The sequence below is a fragment of the Fictibacillus phosphorivorans genome (assembly GCF_023715845.1).
GTDB classification, from domain to species: domain Bacteria; phylum Bacillota; class Bacilli; order Bacillales; family Fictibacillaceae; genus Fictibacillus; species Fictibacillus phosphorivorans_D.
Genome location: NZ_JAMBOR010000011.1, coordinates 1 through 16,591, shown reverse-complemented (window position 1 = coordinate 16,591; position 16,591 = coordinate 1). Strand labels below are relative to the sequence as shown.

Sequence of the window (16,591 nt, the reverse complement as noted above, 5' to 3'; positions counted from 1 at the left end):
ATTGCCTTATCAAGTGATTAAGGAGTGCTAATATGAAAAGCGTGCAAAAGATATTATGTTTATGTATGAGTTTTTTACTCATGTTGTCAATCTGGTTAAAACCTGTTTCTGCCATTGAAGTTCGAAAAAAAACTGAAATCCTACAAAAAATCGATGATTATGTCAAAAGTAATATGAAAGTAAATCATATAAAGGGTGCTGCTCTTGCAATATCCAATAAAGATGGGGTGTTTTATACAAAAGGTTACGGTTCATCTTCAGATGGCCGCGCTATCACAAGTAGAACCCCATTTCCTATTGCTTCTTTAAGTAAATCTTTTACGGCACTCGCCGTCTTGCAGCTGGTGGATAAAGGACTAATTGACCTTGATGCACCATACACATCATATTTTCCCGAGATCTCACCTAAAGACGAACGTGTTTACAGTATTAAAGTCAGGGATTTGTTGAATCAGACAAGCGGCCTTAATGATAAAGTTGATCCTGACATGACGAATTTCCCTCAGTATGTATCGCTCCAAGAGATTAACCAAACGTTGAATAAGGTTCGGCTTTCTAGTAATCCTGGAACATCTTATAGCTACCACAATCCTAATTATCAATATTTAGCTCTTCTCGTGGAGAAAGTTAGTGGACAGAGTTTCTCCAGTTACTTGGAAAATAATATCTTTTACAAACTAGGGATGAGCCATTCCTTCAACCTCAATAATTCACAACAAATCAATGAGAATTCTGCCATACCGCGTGGGCATTTTATAATGTTCGGCCATGCTGTAAGTAAATCCGAGCCATCTTGGTTTATTGAGGGTCCTGCCGGGATAATTTCAACTGCAGATGACATGGCAAAATGGATGTTTGCCCAATATAATGACCATCTTCTTAGCCCAGAGCTTATGGGAAAATATCATTCATCTGGACCTGTCAGCCAATATGGAATTGGATGGATGGCAAAAGATAATAAAGAGTGGGGTCGAACGATTTCGCATAGCGGAATTTTTTGGACGTACAAATCGGAAGAAACAATATATTTGGATCAACATTTGGGCATCACAATGATGTTTAACTCTGGTTTAAATGCTTTTGTCGATTATGCAGCTTTTATTGATGGGATCGCTCGGATTATAAACGGTAAAACGGTCGAAAGTTCTTATTTTAATAGTAGAAACATGGAGATTGTTATGATTCTACTGGTGATTACTACCTCATTTTGGGGTGTAAGATCTGTGTTCCGTATCAATAGGATTAAAAAAAGCATCACCTTTGGAAAATTGATTCTTTCATCGGTCATTAGACTGCTACCTATTTGGATTCTCTTATTCCTTTCACCAATTACTACATTTATTGGTGCTGGAAGGGTTGTACCTTGGTTTGGACTATGGACTACCATGCCATCTATAATCATATGGCTTGCAGTATTATCGCTAATAAATGTAACGTATTTGGTTAACAGTTTCAGAGTATTTTACAGATCTTCAAAGAGGAACTTTTTATCTCCATCACTTTCTGAATTGACGGACTAAATGGCTAGCATTCCTGTATTGAAGTTTTTTCAGGACCGAGTGCATTTCTTCAGAAGGAGAAGTGCACTTTTTTATTGGCGTGCCCAGGCAAGCCGTTAATTGCTAACTGGTGAAAGTCCAGTCTAGGTAAGAACCAAGTCGCCTAGTAGCTAACAGGCAACTGGTGGAGAAATCCTAAGGTTGAAGTCCTGTGATGCAACTTTACAGGTTGTAACATAAAGTGAATCCTGCCGTCACGACAAAGGCAACCTGGAAACAGGACAAAGAGAAGTCGAACCTTGCGATAAAGGGTGAAGACCATGGAAGGTGTACAGAACTTGGAACAACACCGAAGAATCTCTCGGGGTATGGGGAGCGACATGTAAAGAAAGTAGTTAACGGAACTGGGGAGACCCTTCTTTACCCTCACTGAGGAGAGAGAAAGCCTATAAGCATTAGCGAAATGGTGGAATGTAAAGAGGGAGTCGGAGGAGGTCATAGTACTAATGATTATCATGACAACACAACATGACATAGGGAAGGACCTCTAATTTGTTCATGTGTTCGAAGGAGGTAAGAGTGAGTGAATGCTATCAAATTAGCTAACTACACCGATGTAAAAGCTCAAGAACTTTGGAAGACACTATATCTTTGTGCCAAGGATAATCCGAAACGTAAGTTTCATGCATTATATGATAAAGTATATCGTCCCGATATATTGCTAGAAGCATGGAAACGTGTGAAAAGGAAGAAAGGTAGTGGGGGAATAGATGGTCAAACGATTGAAGAAATCGTTATGAACTACGGAGAAAAGGAATTCTTAAACGAGTTATATACTCAGTTAAAAGAAAATAGGTACAATCCAAGTCCCGTAAAGAGAACATATATCCCAAAAGAAAATGGAAAGGTGAACCTATACTATTTAACAATTTTATTCAATAAAAGTTTGCCCATTATAAAAAAACAAAACCCTTGATTCCTCAAGGGTTTTTGACTGTTATGCATGGTGGAGACTAGCGGGATCGAACCGCTGACCTTTTGGCTGCCAGCCAAACGCTCTCCCAGCTGAGCTAAGCCCCCATAAATGTGCTAACAAATAGAATTATATATGGTTGAAAAATAGGCCGCAAGCTTTTTCACTAATATTGAATAAATATATTTTCATTTCTAACAATATATTAAAATGACTTACTAAAAGCTTTGTCCATAGAGGAGGGAGCTTTAACATGAGGCTATTTTACCTAAGAAAAAGTATATTTAAAATTGGTATAGACAACTAGTCCTAGTAATTAAAAGGACTTAAGTTCTGTTTTTACATCAAGTGACAGGAACCTCCTTTTTTCTACCGAAAAGTGTCAAAGAAAGAAAGCGCTACCAAAATTAGAGGAGGCTAGGAAAGTGAACACATATAAAACAATTCGTTTTTTAGTTTTAGTGGCTGTATTGCTCATTCCTTTGTTTAGAGGATTAGGGGTAAACGACTCTGTTTCTGCGAAAAAAGGGAATAACGGCTGTTTGATCATTGCACAAAATTTGCCACAGCTGGATGATGAAATTAAAGGGAATACCCTGGATCTCTCAGCATTATTTGCTTACGAAAACGGTAAATATGTTGAGGTGAAAGAAAATCTACATTGGAAATCATTGAATAAAAATGTAGCAACGGTTTCAAAGGATGGAGTTGTTACATTGACCGGGAAAAATGGTAAAACATTTGTTGTTGTCACAAATGGAAAAACATACGACAAAATAGGTATTCATGTTAAGCACGGCAAAGCAAAAATTGAAAAACAAAAGAATCGCAAATATGATCTGATTTCTAAAGCTATTAAATCAATGACAGTTAAAGAAAAAGTGGGACAGATGCTGATGCCTGACTTCCGTAACTGGAATGGACAGCCTGTTACAGAAATGAATGATGAGATAAGAGATCTAATTAAGAAATATCATCTTGGTGGAGTCATTTTATTCAGTGAAAATGTGGTAACAACAGAACAGACTGTTAGACTTGTCGATGAATATAAAAAGGCTAACGAGGACTATGGTTTACTCCTTTCAATCGACCAAGAGGGAGGAATTGTGACACGTTTGCAGAGCGGTACCGATTTCCCAGGAAATATGGCGCTTGGTGCAACAAGATCAACGGAACTGGCGGAATCTGTCGGACATGCAATCGGGTCAGAGTTGCATGCATTAGGAATTAATATGAACTTAGCACCTGTTTTAGATGTAAATAACAACCCTGATAACCCGGTTATTGGAGTTCGTTCGTTTGGTGAAGACCCGCAGCTTGTTGCGGACTTAGGAACCTCTTATACAAAAGGTCTGCAAAACTCAGGTATGGCAGCAACTGCAAAGCACTTTCCTGGTCACGGTGATACGGCAACAGATTCACATTTAGGCTTGCCTTCTGTTCCGCATGATAAAGAGCGTCTTTTAGAAGTTGAACTTTATCCTTTCCAACAGGTCATGAATGAAGGTATAGATGCGATCATGACAGCACATGTTACGTTCCCTAAGATTGATCCGACAACTGTTATTTCCAAAAAGGACGGAACAGAAATCGCGCTTCCTGCAACATTGTCTTATGAAGTCCTTACAAACCTAATGAGAAATGAAATGGGATTTGATGGTGTCATTTCTACGGATGCGTTAAATATGAAGGCGATTGCTGATCACTTTGGTCCAATCGATGCAGTCATCCGGGCAGTAAATGCGGGAACAGATATTATCTTAATGCCTGTAGGTTTAGAAGAAGTAGCATCTGGATTATATGAAGCAGTAGAACGAGGTGAAATTACGGAACAAAGATTAGACCAGTCTGTTGAAAGGCTTTTGACATTAAAAGCGAAGCGTGGAATTTACAAACAAGTGAAAGAGACTCCAATAGAAGAAAAGATTGAACATGCTGAAGAAGTCGTTGGAAACCTACAGCATAAAGAAATTGAACAAGAAGTAGCTCGGAAATCAGTTACTTTAGTTCAAAACAATGGGTTGTTGCCTGTAGATAAAACAAACCTAGATTCCATTATAATAATCGGATACACCTATAGTGAAAATCTAAGAGACGCCCTTGCTGCTCATCACTCATCTGTTGAATTAATCAAAGCCGATAAACCACTAAATCAAGAACAGTTAACAAAAGTAATAAATGCTGATTTAGTCGTGCTTGGAACATATACATCCAATGTATCTGGCCGTTTACCATCGTCTCCTCAAATGCAGATGGTAAATCAGGTTATACAGGCTGCGCCTGATAAGACGGTTGCTGTAGGAATTAGAAATCCATATGACATTATGGCTTTCCCTGATGTTACGGCTTATATCACACAATATGGTTTCAGAGATGCTAGCTTCAAAGCTACGACAGAAACGATTTTTGGTTTAAATAATCCGTCAGGAAAGCTACCGGTAACGATTTATAGAGATGCTGATTCGGTACTTTATCCGTTTGGACATGGTTTAGGTTATGAATAGAGGAGGAGAAAAGATGAAAAAATGGGGATTGTTTTTCGCAGTACTTCTTTTGTTTTCAAGTATTTTCCCTGGAACGCAAATACTTAACGCAACAAAAGGTGAAAACTTGAAACATAGACAAAATTTTAAGACGGGTCTTGAAGTACTTATGAGGGATCAGGTATCTCTTTTAGAAGGGAAAAATGTAGGTTTGATCACAAATCCAACAGGTGTTGATCGTGATTTGAACAGTATCGTGGATGTTCTGTACAATCACCCGGATATCGAATTAAAGGCGTTATACGGCCCGGAACACGGTGTTAGAGGAAGTGAGCAAGCTGGTCAGTATGTAGAATTCTATATCGACCCTAAAACAGGCCTTCCTGTATATAGTTTATACGGTGAGACGAAGAAACCTACCCCTGAGATGCTTGAAGGAATCGATGTATTAGTTTTTGATATCCAAGATGTAGGTACTCGATTCTACACTTATATCTATACCATGGCTTATGCAATGGAAGCTGCTAAAGAAAACAATATTCAATTTGTAGTGTTAGATAGACCTAATCCACTTGGAGGGGAACAAGTGGATGGACCAGTATTGGATCCAAACTATTCATCATTCGTAGGGCTTTACCCTATTCCGTTAAGACACGGGATGACAGTAGGTGAACTTGCAAAATTATTTAATAAAGAGTTCAACATCGGAGCTGATTTAAAAGTAGTAAAAATGAAAGGCTGGAAGAGATCTTGGAACTATGAGGACAGCGGACTTGAGTGGGTACTCCCATCTCCAAATATGCCAACAAAAGATACAGCGCTCGTTTATCCTGGTTCCGCTTTAATTGAAGGGACGAATGTTTCAGAAGGTCGTGGTACAACCAAACCTTTCGAATTGATCGGTGCTCCTTTTATCAATGGGGATGCTCTTGCTCAGGCGTTAAACGAACAGGCACTTCCGGGTGTGAAGTTTCGTTCTGCTTCTTTCATACCATCAATCTCTAAGCATGCCGGAACCCTTTCTCATGGAGTCGAAATACATGTAACAGATGAAAATTTATTTCAACCTGTGTTAACAGGAATTACATTAGTAAAAGCAATTCATGACATGTATCCTCAAGATTTTGCTTTCCGTGCAGAAGACAGTGCAGGTAAATCTTTCTTTGATCTTCTTATTGGAAACGGATGGGTTAGAGAGGCTATTGAATCCGGAAACTCTGTCGAAGAGATCGTTGATCGTTATCAAGATGAATTAAGAGATTTTAAAAAGGTAAGAAAGAAATACTTGCTTTATTAGGGAAGGGAGCTAAGGTCGAAATTGGGGCCTTAGCTTTTTAATTGAATCTTCTGACTGGTATAGACAACTAGTCATAACAATGATACGCTTGACATAAAGTGATAAAAGGGGAGTGGACATGAAATCACAAGTTTTATTGCAGGGAGATTATATAGATGAGAATGGCTCACTGGTAGAACAGGGCTATCTTCTGATCGCTAATGGACAGATTGAATACGTGGGAAGAGAAAACCCTTTAACGGAAGAGCAAGAGGCAGAGACGTATAAGATGCCTACAGGCTCAATAATAATGCCAGGTATGATTGATGTCCATATTCATGGAGCGTCAGGTGCAGATGTGATGGATGGAACGGATGAAGTATTATCCATTATGGCAAAAGCATTGCCTGCTGAAGGTACAACGTCATTTTTAGCGACAACGATGACGGAAAACCCTCTTCATATTGAGAATGCTCTATCACAAACTGCTTTTTTTATAGAAAAACAAAAGCCTGGTTCAGCTGAGATCGTGGGAATCCATTTGGAAGGACCATTTATCTGTCCAAAGCGTGCGGGTGCACAGCCAAAAGAATTTATTGAAACCCCGAATATAAAATTATTTAAACAGTGGCAAGAAAAAGCTCAGAATCAGATCAGGTTAGTGACGCTGGCTCCTGAGATGGAGAATGGATATGAACTAGCTTCTTATCTATCTAGTAATGGCATTATCGCTTCAATTGGTCATAGTGACAGTACTTTTGAAGAAGTTAAGGAAGGGATTAGATCGGGTATCTCACATGTTACGCACTTATTTAATGGTATGAGAGGGATGCATCATAGAGACCCTGGAGTTGCAGGTGCAGCACTCATTCAGAAGGAATTAAACGTTGAGATGATAGTTGACGGAGTGCATGCGAGCCCTGAAATGATAAACCTCGCTTATCAGTCTACGGGATCAAACCGTACAATACTAATTACTGATTCCATGCGCGCGAAAGGATTAGGTGCAGGGTCGTATACATTAGGCGGTCAACAAGTTACGGTGGAAAACGGTAGAGCTTACTTAGAAGATGGAACACTTGCAGGCAGTATTTTAAGCATGAAAGATGCAGTGAAGAACATGATGGATTATACAGGTTGTTCCATAGCCGATATTGTTAAAATGACAAGCGTAAACGCTGCTAAAGAATTAAACATCTATGACAAAAAGGGAAGTCTGACAAAAGGAAAAGATGCGGATATCACGGTTTTAACAGAAGATCATGAGGTATTTATGACTTTTTGTCGAGGAGAACTTGCGTACCAAAGAAAGGAGGAGCAAGTTTGAAACTACTATCTGTTTCAAATGAAGAGGAGCTTAGCAGAATAGCGGCAGAAATCTTATTTGCAAAGATAAAATCAGCTAAAAAGCTCGTTCTTGGTCTCGCTACCGGTAAAACGCCTCTAGGCATGTACCGTTACCTTTCAAAATATAGTAAAGAGAGCAATCAAACTTTCCGTCATATACACACTGTTAACCTTGATGAATATGTGGGCTCTATAACATACCATGAATACATGGAGGAGAACTTATTCCAGCATATTGATATTCCTAAAGATCAAACACATATTCCAGACGGAGAAGCTGAAAATTTAACAGAAGAGTGCAGGAGATATGAACAATTGATCAAAGAGATCGGCGGTATCGATCTGCAAGTGTTAGGGATCGGTGAGAACGGTCATATCGGTTTTAATGAACCAGGTACCAGTTTTGATGCTAGAACACACGTTGTTGAGCTAACAGAATCCACGCTTAAAGCGAATGCTAAATATTTTGTGGACAGTGAACAGCCTAAACAAGCGATTACGATGGGGATTGGAACCATATTGGAAAGCAGGGAAATACTCCTGCTCGCAATAGGTGAGAGAAAAGCGAATGCTGTAAAAGAGCTATTTAAAGGCTCGTTAAATAAAGATATTCCTGCAACAGCCTTAATCAATCATCCACATGTTACTGTGCTTGCGGATAAAGGTGCCAGAAAGCTTTTAGATAAGGAGAGTTGACTATTTTTATGATAGATAAAACATCACCCTTGCCCCTTTACTATCAAATCGAAGAGGCGATCAAACAGAAGATCGATAAAGGAGAATGGGAGTCCGGCAGCATGATCTCCTCTGAAAGAGAATTTGCAGAGAATTATGAAGTAAGCCGAATGACAGTTCGTCAAGCCATCAACAACCTGGTTAATGATGGCTATTTAACAAGACGTAAAGGCAAAGGTACTTTTGTTTCCGGTAAAAAAATTGAGCAGAAGCTATTGGGGCTTACGAGCTTTACAGAAGATATGAAAGCAAGAGGGTATAAACCTGCGTCAAAACTCGTATCCTTTCAAAAGATTGAAGCGAATCACAAACTTGCGAAGACACTGGAAATTTCACAACATGATGTAGTTTACGAGATTAAGCGTGTTCGACTCGCCGACGAAATTCCGATGGCGATTGAAACGACGTTTGTGCCTGCAGAACTGATCCCATTGAATGGGACTCATATTAAAGAAGGCTCCTTGTATTCACAAGTCGAGAATGCAGGATTCCATATAGATTATGCCACTCAAAGTTTAGAAGCTTCGATTGCCCGTGAGGCAGAAAGTGAGATTTTAGAGATTGCAAAGGGAGCACCCGTGCTGTTGATTCAAAGACAGACATTCTTAACAACTGGAAAACCGCTAGAATTGGTGCATTCTGTATACCGTGGGGACCGCTACAAATTTATGATTGATATGAAGCGCTAAAAGGAGCGTTTTATATAAAAAAATGAAAGCGTTTACGTGAAGGGGGAAGGAAAATGGGGAAAGAGCAGCAAATGGCTCACAGTATCATTGATAAATTGGGTGGCGCCTCAAACATCCAGACATTGATGCATTGTATGACAAGAATAAGGGTGACTCTGCATGATTCGTCAAAAGCAGATCTAGCAGGATTGAAAGAGGTTGACGGGGTTTTGGGTGTCGTAAAAGACGATACACTCCAAATCATCGTCGGACCTGGAATCGTTAACCGAGTCACGCTAGCTATTAGTGAAGAAACGGGTCTGAACATTCATTCGGTAGAGGATGAGGAATCTAACCCGATGGATCTTGAGCAGATGGCTCGTATGAACAAAGACGCGATCAATAAAAAGAATGCTACGCCTTTTAAAAACTTTTTAAGAAAGATAGCAAGTATCTTCATTCCATTAATTCCTGCAATCGTCGCTTCAGGTTTGATTGCTGGGATTACAAACGTAGCGATCAGAATGGATGCGAATCCAGAGTCAGCGTTCATTCAAATGTTGAGCTTGATCGGATGGGGTGTTTTTAGTTACCTAGCTGTTTTTGTTGGGATTAACACCGCTAAAGAATTTGGTGGTACACCTGCATTAGGTGGAGCAGCAGGGATTTTACTTATCAACCCTGGTCTTGAAAACATTACCCTCTTTGGCGATCCACTTGTTGTAGGACGCGGTGGTTTGATCGGAGTCATGCTTGCAGCTGTGTTGATCGCTTTCTTAGAAAAACGGATCAGAAAGTTTGTACATCCATCCGTTGATATCATCGTCACACCTACACTTGCATTATTGATTACTGGTTTTGCTACATTGTTCGTTCTTCAGCCTGTTGGTGGTTTTTTATCAGATCTCATCACAAAAGGGTTGCTAAACTTAATTGATATTGGCGGTATTTTCTCTGGACTTATTTTAGCAGGTACATTCTTGCCGTTAGTTGTAACAGGGCTTCATCAAGGTTTAACACCTGTACACATGGAGCTGATCAACTCGATTGGAGATGACCCATTGTTGCCGATTCTTGCTATGGGTGGTGCGGGTCAAGTAGGTGCAGCGTTTGCGATTTACTTTAAAACGAAGAACCAAAGACTTCGTAAGGTTATTAAAGGCGGACTGCCAGTTGGTATGCTAGGTATCGGTGAGCCATTGATCTTTGGTGTTACACTTCCACTCGGACGTCCGTTCTTAACGGCTTGTTTAGGGGCTGCAGTTGGAGGAGCATTCCAAGCATTCTATGAAGTCGCTACGATTGCGATCGGTGTTTCTGGAATCCCGCTTGTATTCTTAGTGAATGCAAACGAAATGGTCCTTTATCTAGTAGGATTAGTCATTGCCTACATCTTCGGCTTCTTGTTCACATGGACGTTTGGATTCAAAGAAAGTATGGCAAAAGACATCTAACTAGGAGTGAATGATCTTTGTGTTATGGTATATCCATTTATTTAAGTGAACCGGATCACCTTAATAAGGACTGGATACAGAAGGCAGCGGAAAATGGTTTTCAATACATTTTTACCTCTCTTCATATTCCGGAAGAAAAGGGCTTCTCATTTGTTGAAAAGGTGAAATGGCTGGGTAAGACAGCTCAACACGTCCATATGGAAGTGATGGCGGATGTATCCCCAGCTTCCCTTGAACGGCTTGGTCTTACGTTTGAAGAGCTGCCGGTTATAAAAGAATGGGGCATTTCTGGGGTGAGGATGGATTATGGGTTTACAGCTAAGCAGGTAGCTTGGCTGTCCCATTCTTTAAAAATCGGATTAAATGCCAGTACAATGGATGAAGTTCAGTTGTCAGAACTTCTCCATGAGGGGCTTTTAGCAAACCGATCCGAGGCATGGCATAATTTTTATCCAAAACCGTTCACAGGTATTTCTAAAGAATCTTTAAAAGAGCGAAATGAAATGTTTCATCGATTTGGGATAAGAACAATGGGATTTGTTCAGGGAGACGATCGTTTAAGAGGTCCTTTACATGAAGGGCTTCCAACCATAGAAGACCATCGAAACAATCATCCATTAGAAGCTGCTTTAGAGCTTCGGGCACTTGGTACCGATAAGATTTGTATTGGGGACCCAAATCTTACAGAAGACACCGTAAGAGGATTCAGCTATTTAGCTGATGATATAGTTCCCCTTTATGTTTCTTTTAATGATGGGTATGAACACCTGCTAAACAGCATCCACACGAATCGGATGGATCCGGCAAAATATGTAATCCGGTCGGTTGAATCGAGGGGCTTAGATGCTGTCTATGAACAAGATTCTTTATCTGTGGAAACATTCGATCGAGGAACGATCACAGTAGATAATAAGCTGTATGGCAGATATGCAGGCGAGTTGCAAATTTGTTTAGAGCCACTTCCGGCCAGTCCAAAAGTGAATATAGCGGGATATGTAAAAAAGGAAAGTGAATCGCTGCTGAATGGGATCGGAAGCGGACAAAAGTATATTTTATTAGGTTAGAAAATTCGAGTTTTTTTCAACAAACACCGAAGGGAGAACATGATGGATTTAACAAAATTGGCTACAGAAAGAAGAAACCCAGACACGATAAACATTGATGAACTTTCAACTTTAGAAGTGGTCAAAAAAATACATGAGGCAGATCAAAGCGTAGCCAGCTGTATTACCCCGGCATTATCAGAGATAAGCAAGGTCGCAGAAAGAGTTGTTCAGGCTTTTGAAACCGGTGGCAGACTGATCTATATTGGTGCTGGTACGAGCGGCAGGCTGGGTGTATTAGATGCATCAGAATGTCCGCCGACATATGGAACGGACCCTAATTTGGTTGTCGGTCTCATTGCTGGAGGAGATTATGCGCTTCAGCATGCGATCGAAGGGGCAGAAGACGATTCAGATCTAGGTAAGAAAGATTTACAAAAAATTAATGTAACGAATAAAGATGTGGTCGTAGCGATCGCTGCATCAGGAAGAACTCCTTATTGCCTTGGTGCGATGGAATATGCAAAGAATCAAGGGGCTTATACAGCGGCAGTGGTCTGTTCTCTAAATTCTCCAATGGAAAGTGTTGCTGATACAAGCATCACGGTTGTAACAGGACCTGAAGTCGTAACAGGTTCTACACGAATGAAGGCAGGGACTGCACAAAAACTTGTCCTTAATATGATCAGTACAACGAGTATGATCAAATGGGGAAAAGTGTACAGCAATTTAATGGTGGATGTTCAGCCGACGAATGTAAAGCTGAAACAGCGTGCTCGAAATATTATTATGGAGGCGGCTGGCGTGTCTGAAAAGGAAGCTGAACAAGCATTAAAAGTACAGAATGGAAACACGAAAGCCGCTATTTTTCAGCTTGTAACCGGTGTTTCACCAGATGAAGTAAACATACATCTTGAAAAATATAATGGTAGATTAAAAGAAGCTATTAAAAACTACATGCAAAAGTGAAAGGGGTAGGTTTTGATGTTGGGATTTTTACAACGGATTGGCCGTGCACTCATGCTGCCGATTGCCGTACTTCCAGCTGCCGGACTGATCTTGCGTTTTGGGCAGGATGATTTACTAGGTATACCGTTTTTAGCTGCAGCAGGTAACGCCATTTTTGGACATTTGGCTTTAATTTTTGCTATTGGGGTGGCAGTAGGACTTGCGAAAGACAGTAACGGTGCGGCAGGACTTGCTGGTGCCATTGGATACTTTGTATTAACTGAAGGAGCTGTAAAGTTTGCAGAAACAAATCTTGGCTTTGAAGGCAAGTTTGATATGTCTGTTCTCGGTGGTATTCTGGCAGGGGTTGTAGCAGGGCTCTTATATAATAAATTTTCGGATATAAAACTTCCTGATTGGTTATCATTCTTTGGCGGTAAACGGTTTGTACCGATTGTCACAGCAGGAACAATGGTTGTTCTCGCATTAGTATTTGGCTTCATTTGGCCAACTATCCAAGGGATATTAGAAGATGTCGGTACATGGATTACAAGTGCTGGAGCGATCGGAGCTGGAATCTTCGGTTTCTTTAACCGTCTATTGATCCCACTTGGTCTTCATCATGTTCTTAATAGTTTCTTATGGTTTGTTTTTGGTGAGTTTACAGGTGAAAACGGAAAAGTTGTTACAGGAGACTTGTGGAGATTCTTTGCAGATGATCCAAAAGCTGGATTCTATATGGCAGGATTCTTCCCTGTTATGATGTTCGGGTTGCCTGCAGCATGTTTTGCGATGATTAGTACTGCCAAGAAGCATCGTAAGAAGGCAGTAGCAGGTATGTTGGGAAGTATGGCTCTTACATCTTTTGTTACGGGTATTACGGAACCGATCGAATTTGCTTTTATGTTCTTATCTCCACTTTTATATGTAATTCATGCTTTATTGACAGCGGTATCTATGTCAGTAGCCGTACTTTTTGATATCCATCATGGATTCACATTCTCCGCGGGAGCAATCGACTATTTCTTAAATATCGGTAAAGCTCAAAATGGCTGGTTGCTGCTGGCAATTGGAGCTGTTTACTTTGTCTTGTATTATGCAATCTTCCGTTATTTGATCGTAAAATTAGATCTTAAAACACCAGGAAGAGAAGATGAAGATACAATCGTTGCCGAAGCAGCAGCTACGGGTACGGCAGTAAACTCGAAATATGATCAGGCAGCAGGAGCATACCTTGCAGCATTGGGTGGCAAAGAAAACATCGTCCAGCTCGATAATTGCATCACAAGGTTGCGTCTGCAGATTAAAGATTTTGGAAAAGTGGATGAAGGTGCATTAAAAAAAGCAGGCTCAAAAGGATTAATAAAACTTAATAATCAAAACATACAAGTGGTAGTGGGAGCAGAGGTCGAGCCAATTGCAGATAGAATGAGAGAGAAGCTCTAAAATAAAGAAAACACCATTCTGTAACGAATGGTGTTTTTCTTCTCTATCAAACGTTCCAATAACCAGTTACAGGTACATTCGCTGCGGCTGCATATGGGTATGGACAAGGATATGGATACACGCAGCAATTTCCGCTAAACGAAACGGCTCCGACAATAATGAGTAGTACGAATAGTACCACGTAAAGCGTAAAGCTATCAGAACAGCACTTTCTCGATGACATGGTTTCACTCCTCTTCTTGCATGTGAGAAGCCGGTTTCTCTCCTCGTCTCATTTTATGCAAGAAGGATAAGCATAGAAACATGATAGATGCGGAATTATAGAAACCGAGATGTCAGTTTCAAAGACTACTTATAGGATTCGTCTAAAATGATATATAGATAGTCTGCAAAATCACCTTTAGAGAACATGGTAACTTCATAAACACCGCCAATATCATTCCATACAACAGCAGTATCTGTATCTGTTGTTTCTTCAACATCAGTAGGAAGTCCAGCTAATTCAAGTGCTTTTGTCTTATCATCATCATCAAATATGATCTCTTCATCAATTACCGAATAAACAAGACGAGCGGCTTTTCCTTCAACAAATGTAACAGCATACTTTTCATTTTGATAATAATGAACAACTGCCGGAACAAAGTCTGTCGTGCCAGAATAACGGAATTTAATTTCCTCCGTTCGTATAGGTTTACCCCAGAGCTTGCTGACTTCTTTTTCTGAAAGGTTTGTCAGTTCACTTGCAACAAATTGATGATGACTCGTTAAGTAATTTTTTTCTTCTTCTGTTTGTTCTTCGTTTGCAGCATTTTCCTCAGAAGTGTTTTCTTCATTGTTAGCTGCTGTTGTTTCTTCAGCTTCTTTCTTTTCATTTGAGGCAGCAGGCTTAGAAGATTCATTTTTTTCGTTCTCTGCTTTTGCTTCAGAAGTGGCTGGCTGATCTTTCGTTTTATCGTCCTTAGAACAAGCAGAAATGGTTAAAAGTACGGCACATCCTAATAAAATTATTGATTTTTTCATCATTGATCCCTCTTTATGAAATTCGATTTTTAGGCTTTTAATAAAAGTAAAGCTATTACTTAATTGACAACAATAATGGTAACAAAAGAAAAAGCAATTTGAAAATGAAAAGTTTGACAGATTACTAAACATTTAACGGATGGAAATGAATGACATGTAAGTCGATCCTAATCATAAAATAACAATAATAAAGAAGTTCAAACATTGGTCATCGCCATTATAACAGCTATTAGCGTATGAAAACTATGGGAATATTTCATTTTGTTAACAAATCATCTACAATACTAGTAGACATTCACCAAGAGCGAAACGATGAAAGGCAGGTGTGGTGGAGGATGCAATATATTGTTTATGATTTAGAAATGACGAACCGTTTGTCTGAAATTATTGAGATTGGTGCTATTCGTATGAAAGTGGTTAACGATGAACTTATACCTCTTGATTCGTTTCAATCCTTTGTTCAGCCGAAGATGGATAAATTAAATACACGCATTACCAACCTTACGGGTATAACGAAGAAGGATCTGATCTCTGCTCCTACTTACACAGAAGCCATTGAAAGCTTCAGAGCATGGATTGGCTTAGAAGAGTATTATTTATGCTCCTGGGGACCTGAGGATAAATGGGCTTTTATAACGGATTCTACATTCCATCAGACAGATATTGAATGGATTATTAATCACAATGATCTCCAGTTCCATTTTAGTATGCTGCATGATAGCGGAAAAGGGTTTCGCTACGGATTATCCCGTGCTCTACAAACATTGGACTTAACTTATGAAGGATCTAAACATCGTGCGTTAGACGACGCGATGAATACAGCTAAAATCCTTCAAAAGATATTCAAGCAAGTAGTTTTTACGAAGAACCCAGCTTCCTACATGGAATCCAAGCTCTTTGAACCTGAAAAACTCGTTTATAGAACCAAAGCAGAAGATGAGATTTCTCCGTTTGCTTCTTTATCAAAGTTATTTAACTAAAATAATTAAACTTATATGTGTAAACGTAAAAAAACCTTTAGTTTACAAATAAATTTATGGTAGGACTTTATTCCTGATAATGCGACTTTTTCCGACAAAAAATGTTAGGTATAATGGGTTGAAATCCATAAAAAGTAAGTTATGTCGTCATTTGACGAATTGTTTTAGTAGGAAAATTACCTTAGTTTCGATAATAATATTAGTAGGGGGTGTTTATTGGTGGACACTACATATTACATTACCAATAAAAATAATCAATTACTGGAACTTTTAAACACAATTGATTATTGCTTGAGTGATGCGCAGTTAGAAGAAGTAGATAGAATCATTCGCCTTAAAGAAGAATTATTAGCCAACGATGGAATACATATTACTCCGGAACAAATAAATAACATCATTTCTTTGCTATTATCATTTGTTCCAAAGAATGTACGAAAAGTAGGATAAAAAATTTAAAACCAGTACCAGAAAAAGGACCTTCCGTGAAGAGGTTCTTTTTTTTGAGTACGAATTACTTTTCGATTGATATTTGTTGATTTTGGGGGTCCTTTATTTAATTTATAAAAAAATAAAAAGAAGCTTATCAAGCTCCTTTCAGCTTGTAGACAAAGTCATGTCTACAAGCTTTTTTTATTGTACAATTAAAGTAGATAATGTTTGAGGGGAGAAATATACATGTTATCTAAGCATACTACTGAAGGACGTCACCAAGTAACTCT

At 39.3% G+C, this 16,591-nt stretch carries 15 protein-coding genes and 1 tRNA gene; 13 read left to right on the top strand and 3 right to left on the bottom strand.

Annotated elements, in window-relative coordinates:
* Window positions 1-32 precede the first annotated feature (32 nt).
* Both M3206_RS09850 and M3206_RS09845 read left to right on the top strand, forming a co-directional pair.
* Window positions 33-1,520, top strand: coding sequence for a serine hydrolase domain-containing protein (locus M3206_RS09850; RefSeq protein ID WP_251312352.1), 1,488 nt, complete (start codon window positions 33-35; stop codon window positions 1,518-1,520).
* 562 nt (window positions 1,521-2,082) lie between these two features.
* The gene (locus tag M3206_RS09845) at window positions 2,083-2,475 is read left to right on the top strand and encodes a hypothetical protein (protein WP_251312351.1); all 393 of its coding nucleotides are present in this window, start codon (window positions 2,083-2,085) and stop codon (window positions 2,473-2,475) included.
* A 28-nt stretch (window positions 2,476-2,503) separates the two neighbouring features.
* On the opposite strand, the gene M3206_RS09840 is transcribed toward M3206_RS09845, so the two are convergent.
* Window positions 2,504-2,579 (bottom strand) — tRNA-Ala (locus M3206_RS09840).
* Between the two features lie 318 nt (window positions 2,580-2,897).
* On the opposite strand from M3206_RS09840, the gene nagZ reads away from it, so the two are divergent.
* The 9 genes from nagZ (at window position 2,898) to nagE (ending at window position 13,872) form a co-directional block, all read left to right on the top strand.
* Window positions 2,898-4,976, top strand: coding sequence for a beta-N-acetylhexosaminidase (gene nagZ, locus M3206_RS09835; protein ID WP_425590724.1), 2,079 nt, complete (start codon window positions 2,898-2,900; stop codon window positions 4,974-4,976).
* Between the two features lie 13 nt (window positions 4,977-4,989).
* Complete coding sequence (locus tag M3206_RS09830; protein WP_251312350.1) at window positions 4,990-6,252, top strand: exo-beta-N-acetylmuramidase NamZ family protein; 1,263 nt, start codon at window positions 4,990-4,992, stop codon at window positions 6,250-6,252.
* A gap of 118 nt (window positions 6,253-6,370) precedes the next feature.
* Complete coding sequence (gene nagA / locus M3206_RS09825; protein ID WP_251312349.1) at window positions 6,371-7,558, top strand: N-acetylglucosamine-6-phosphate deacetylase; 1,188 nt, start codon at window positions 6,371-6,373, stop codon at window positions 7,556-7,558.
* A complete protein-coding gene (gene nagB / locus M3206_RS09820) occupies window positions 7,555-8,274 on the top strand; it encodes a glucosamine-6-phosphate deaminase (RefSeq protein ID WP_251312348.1) in 720 nt (239 codons plus the stop codon). Before nagA ends, nagB begins: the two co-directional genes overlap by 4 nt.
* An 8-nt stretch (window positions 8,275-8,282) precedes the next feature.
* Window positions 8,283-9,002 carry a GntR family transcriptional regulator gene (locus tag M3206_RS09815; RefSeq protein WP_251312347.1) on the top strand — a complete coding sequence of 240 codons (720 nt, stop codon included), beginning with the start codon at window positions 8,283-8,285 and terminating at the stop codon, window positions 9,000-9,002.
* 53 nt (window positions 9,003-9,055) lie between these two features.
* Window positions 9,056-10,435, top strand: a complete 1,380-nt coding sequence (locus tag M3206_RS09810; RefSeq protein WP_251312346.1) for a PTS transporter subunit EIIC — start codon at window positions 9,056-9,058, stop codon at window positions 10,433-10,435.
* A 17-nt stretch (window positions 10,436-10,452) separates the two neighbouring features.
* Complete coding sequence (locus M3206_RS09805; RefSeq protein WP_251312345.1) at window positions 10,453-11,499, top strand: DUF871 domain-containing protein; 1,047 nt, start codon at window positions 10,453-10,455, stop codon at window positions 11,497-11,499.
* Window positions 11,500-11,541: 42 nt separating this feature from the next.
* Window positions 11,542-12,447: an N-acetylmuramic acid 6-phosphate etherase gene (gene murQ, locus M3206_RS09800; RefSeq protein WP_251312344.1), complete on the top strand. Its 906-nt coding sequence runs from the start codon at window positions 11,542-11,544 to the stop codon at window positions 12,445-12,447.
* A 15-nt stretch (window positions 12,448-12,462) separates the two neighbouring features.
* Window positions 12,463-13,872 carry an N-acetylglucosamine-specific PTS transporter subunit IIBC gene (gene nagE, locus M3206_RS09795; protein WP_251312343.1) on the top strand — a complete coding sequence of 470 codons (1,410 nt, stop codon included), beginning with the start codon at window positions 12,463-12,465 and terminating at the stop codon, window positions 13,870-13,872.
* 46 nt (window positions 13,873-13,918) lie between these two features.
* On the opposite strand, the gene M3206_RS09790 is transcribed toward nagE, so the two are convergent.
* Window positions 13,919-14,095: a YjcZ family sporulation protein gene (locus tag M3206_RS09790; RefSeq protein ID WP_251312342.1), complete on the bottom strand. Its 177-nt coding sequence runs from the start codon at window positions 14,093-14,095 to the stop codon at window positions 13,919-13,921.
* A 125-nt stretch (window positions 14,096-14,220) separates the two neighbouring features.
* The gene (locus M3206_RS09785; protein WP_251312341.1) at window positions 14,221-14,892 is read right to left on the bottom strand and encodes a hypothetical protein; all 672 of its coding nucleotides are present in this window, start codon (window positions 14,890-14,892) and stop codon (window positions 14,221-14,223) included.
* 335 nt (window positions 14,893-15,227) lie between these two features.
* Here M3206_RS09785 and M3206_RS09780 point away from each other — a divergent pair, with 335 nt between their 5' ends.
* Both M3206_RS09780 and M3206_RS09775 read left to right on the top strand, forming a co-directional pair.
* On the top strand, window positions 15,228-15,872 hold the full coding sequence (locus M3206_RS09780; protein WP_251312340.1) for a 3'-5' exonuclease: 645 nt from the start codon (window positions 15,228-15,230) through the stop codon (window positions 15,870-15,872).
* A 219-nt stretch (window positions 15,873-16,091) separates the two neighbouring features.
* Window positions 16,092-16,319, top strand: coding sequence for a hypothetical protein (locus M3206_RS09775; protein ID WP_251312339.1), 228 nt, complete (start codon window positions 16,092-16,094; stop codon window positions 16,317-16,319).
* The last annotated feature ends 272 nt before the right edge of the window (window positions 16,320-16,591 follow it).

What these genes read in the sequence shown, in the direction of transcription:
- M3206_RS09850 (WP_251312352.1), top strand. Translation starts at nt 33, where the DNA reads ATGAAAAGCGTGCAAAAGATATTATGTTTATGTATGAGTTTTTTACTC.
- M3206_RS09830 (WP_251312350.1), top strand. Translation starts at nt 4,990, where the DNA reads ATGAAAAAATGGGGATTGTTTTTCGCAGTACTTCTTTTGTTTTCAAGT.
- nagA (WP_251312349.1), top strand. Translation starts at nt 6,371, where the DNA reads ATGAAATCACAAGTTTTATTGCAGGGAGATTATATAGATGAGAATGGC.
- M3206_RS09815 (WP_251312347.1), top strand. Translation starts at nt 8,283, where the DNA reads ATGATAGATAAAACATCACCCTTGCCCCTTTACTATCAAATCGAAGAG.
- M3206_RS09810 (WP_251312346.1), top strand. Translation starts at nt 9,056, where the DNA reads ATGGGGAAAGAGCAGCAAATGGCTCACAGTATCATTGATAAATTGGGT.
- murQ (WP_251312344.1), top strand. Translation starts at nt 11,542, where the DNA reads ATGGATTTAACAAAATTGGCTACAGAAAGAAGAAACCCAGACACGATA.
- nagE (WP_251312343.1), top strand. Translation starts at nt 12,463, where the DNA reads ATGTTGGGATTTTTACAACGGATTGGCCGTGCACTCATGCTGCCGATT.
- M3206_RS09790 (WP_251312342.1), bottom strand. Translation starts at nt 14,095, where the DNA reads ATGTCATCGAGAAAGTGCTGTTCTGATAGCTTTACGCTTTACGTGGTA.
- M3206_RS09785 (WP_251312341.1), bottom strand. Translation starts at nt 14,892, where the DNA reads ATGAAAAAATCAATAATTTTATTAGGATGTGCCGTACTTTTAACCATT.
- M3206_RS09780 (WP_251312340.1), top strand. Translation starts at nt 15,228, where the DNA reads ATGCAATATATTGTTTATGATTTAGAAATGACGAACCGTTTGTCTGAA.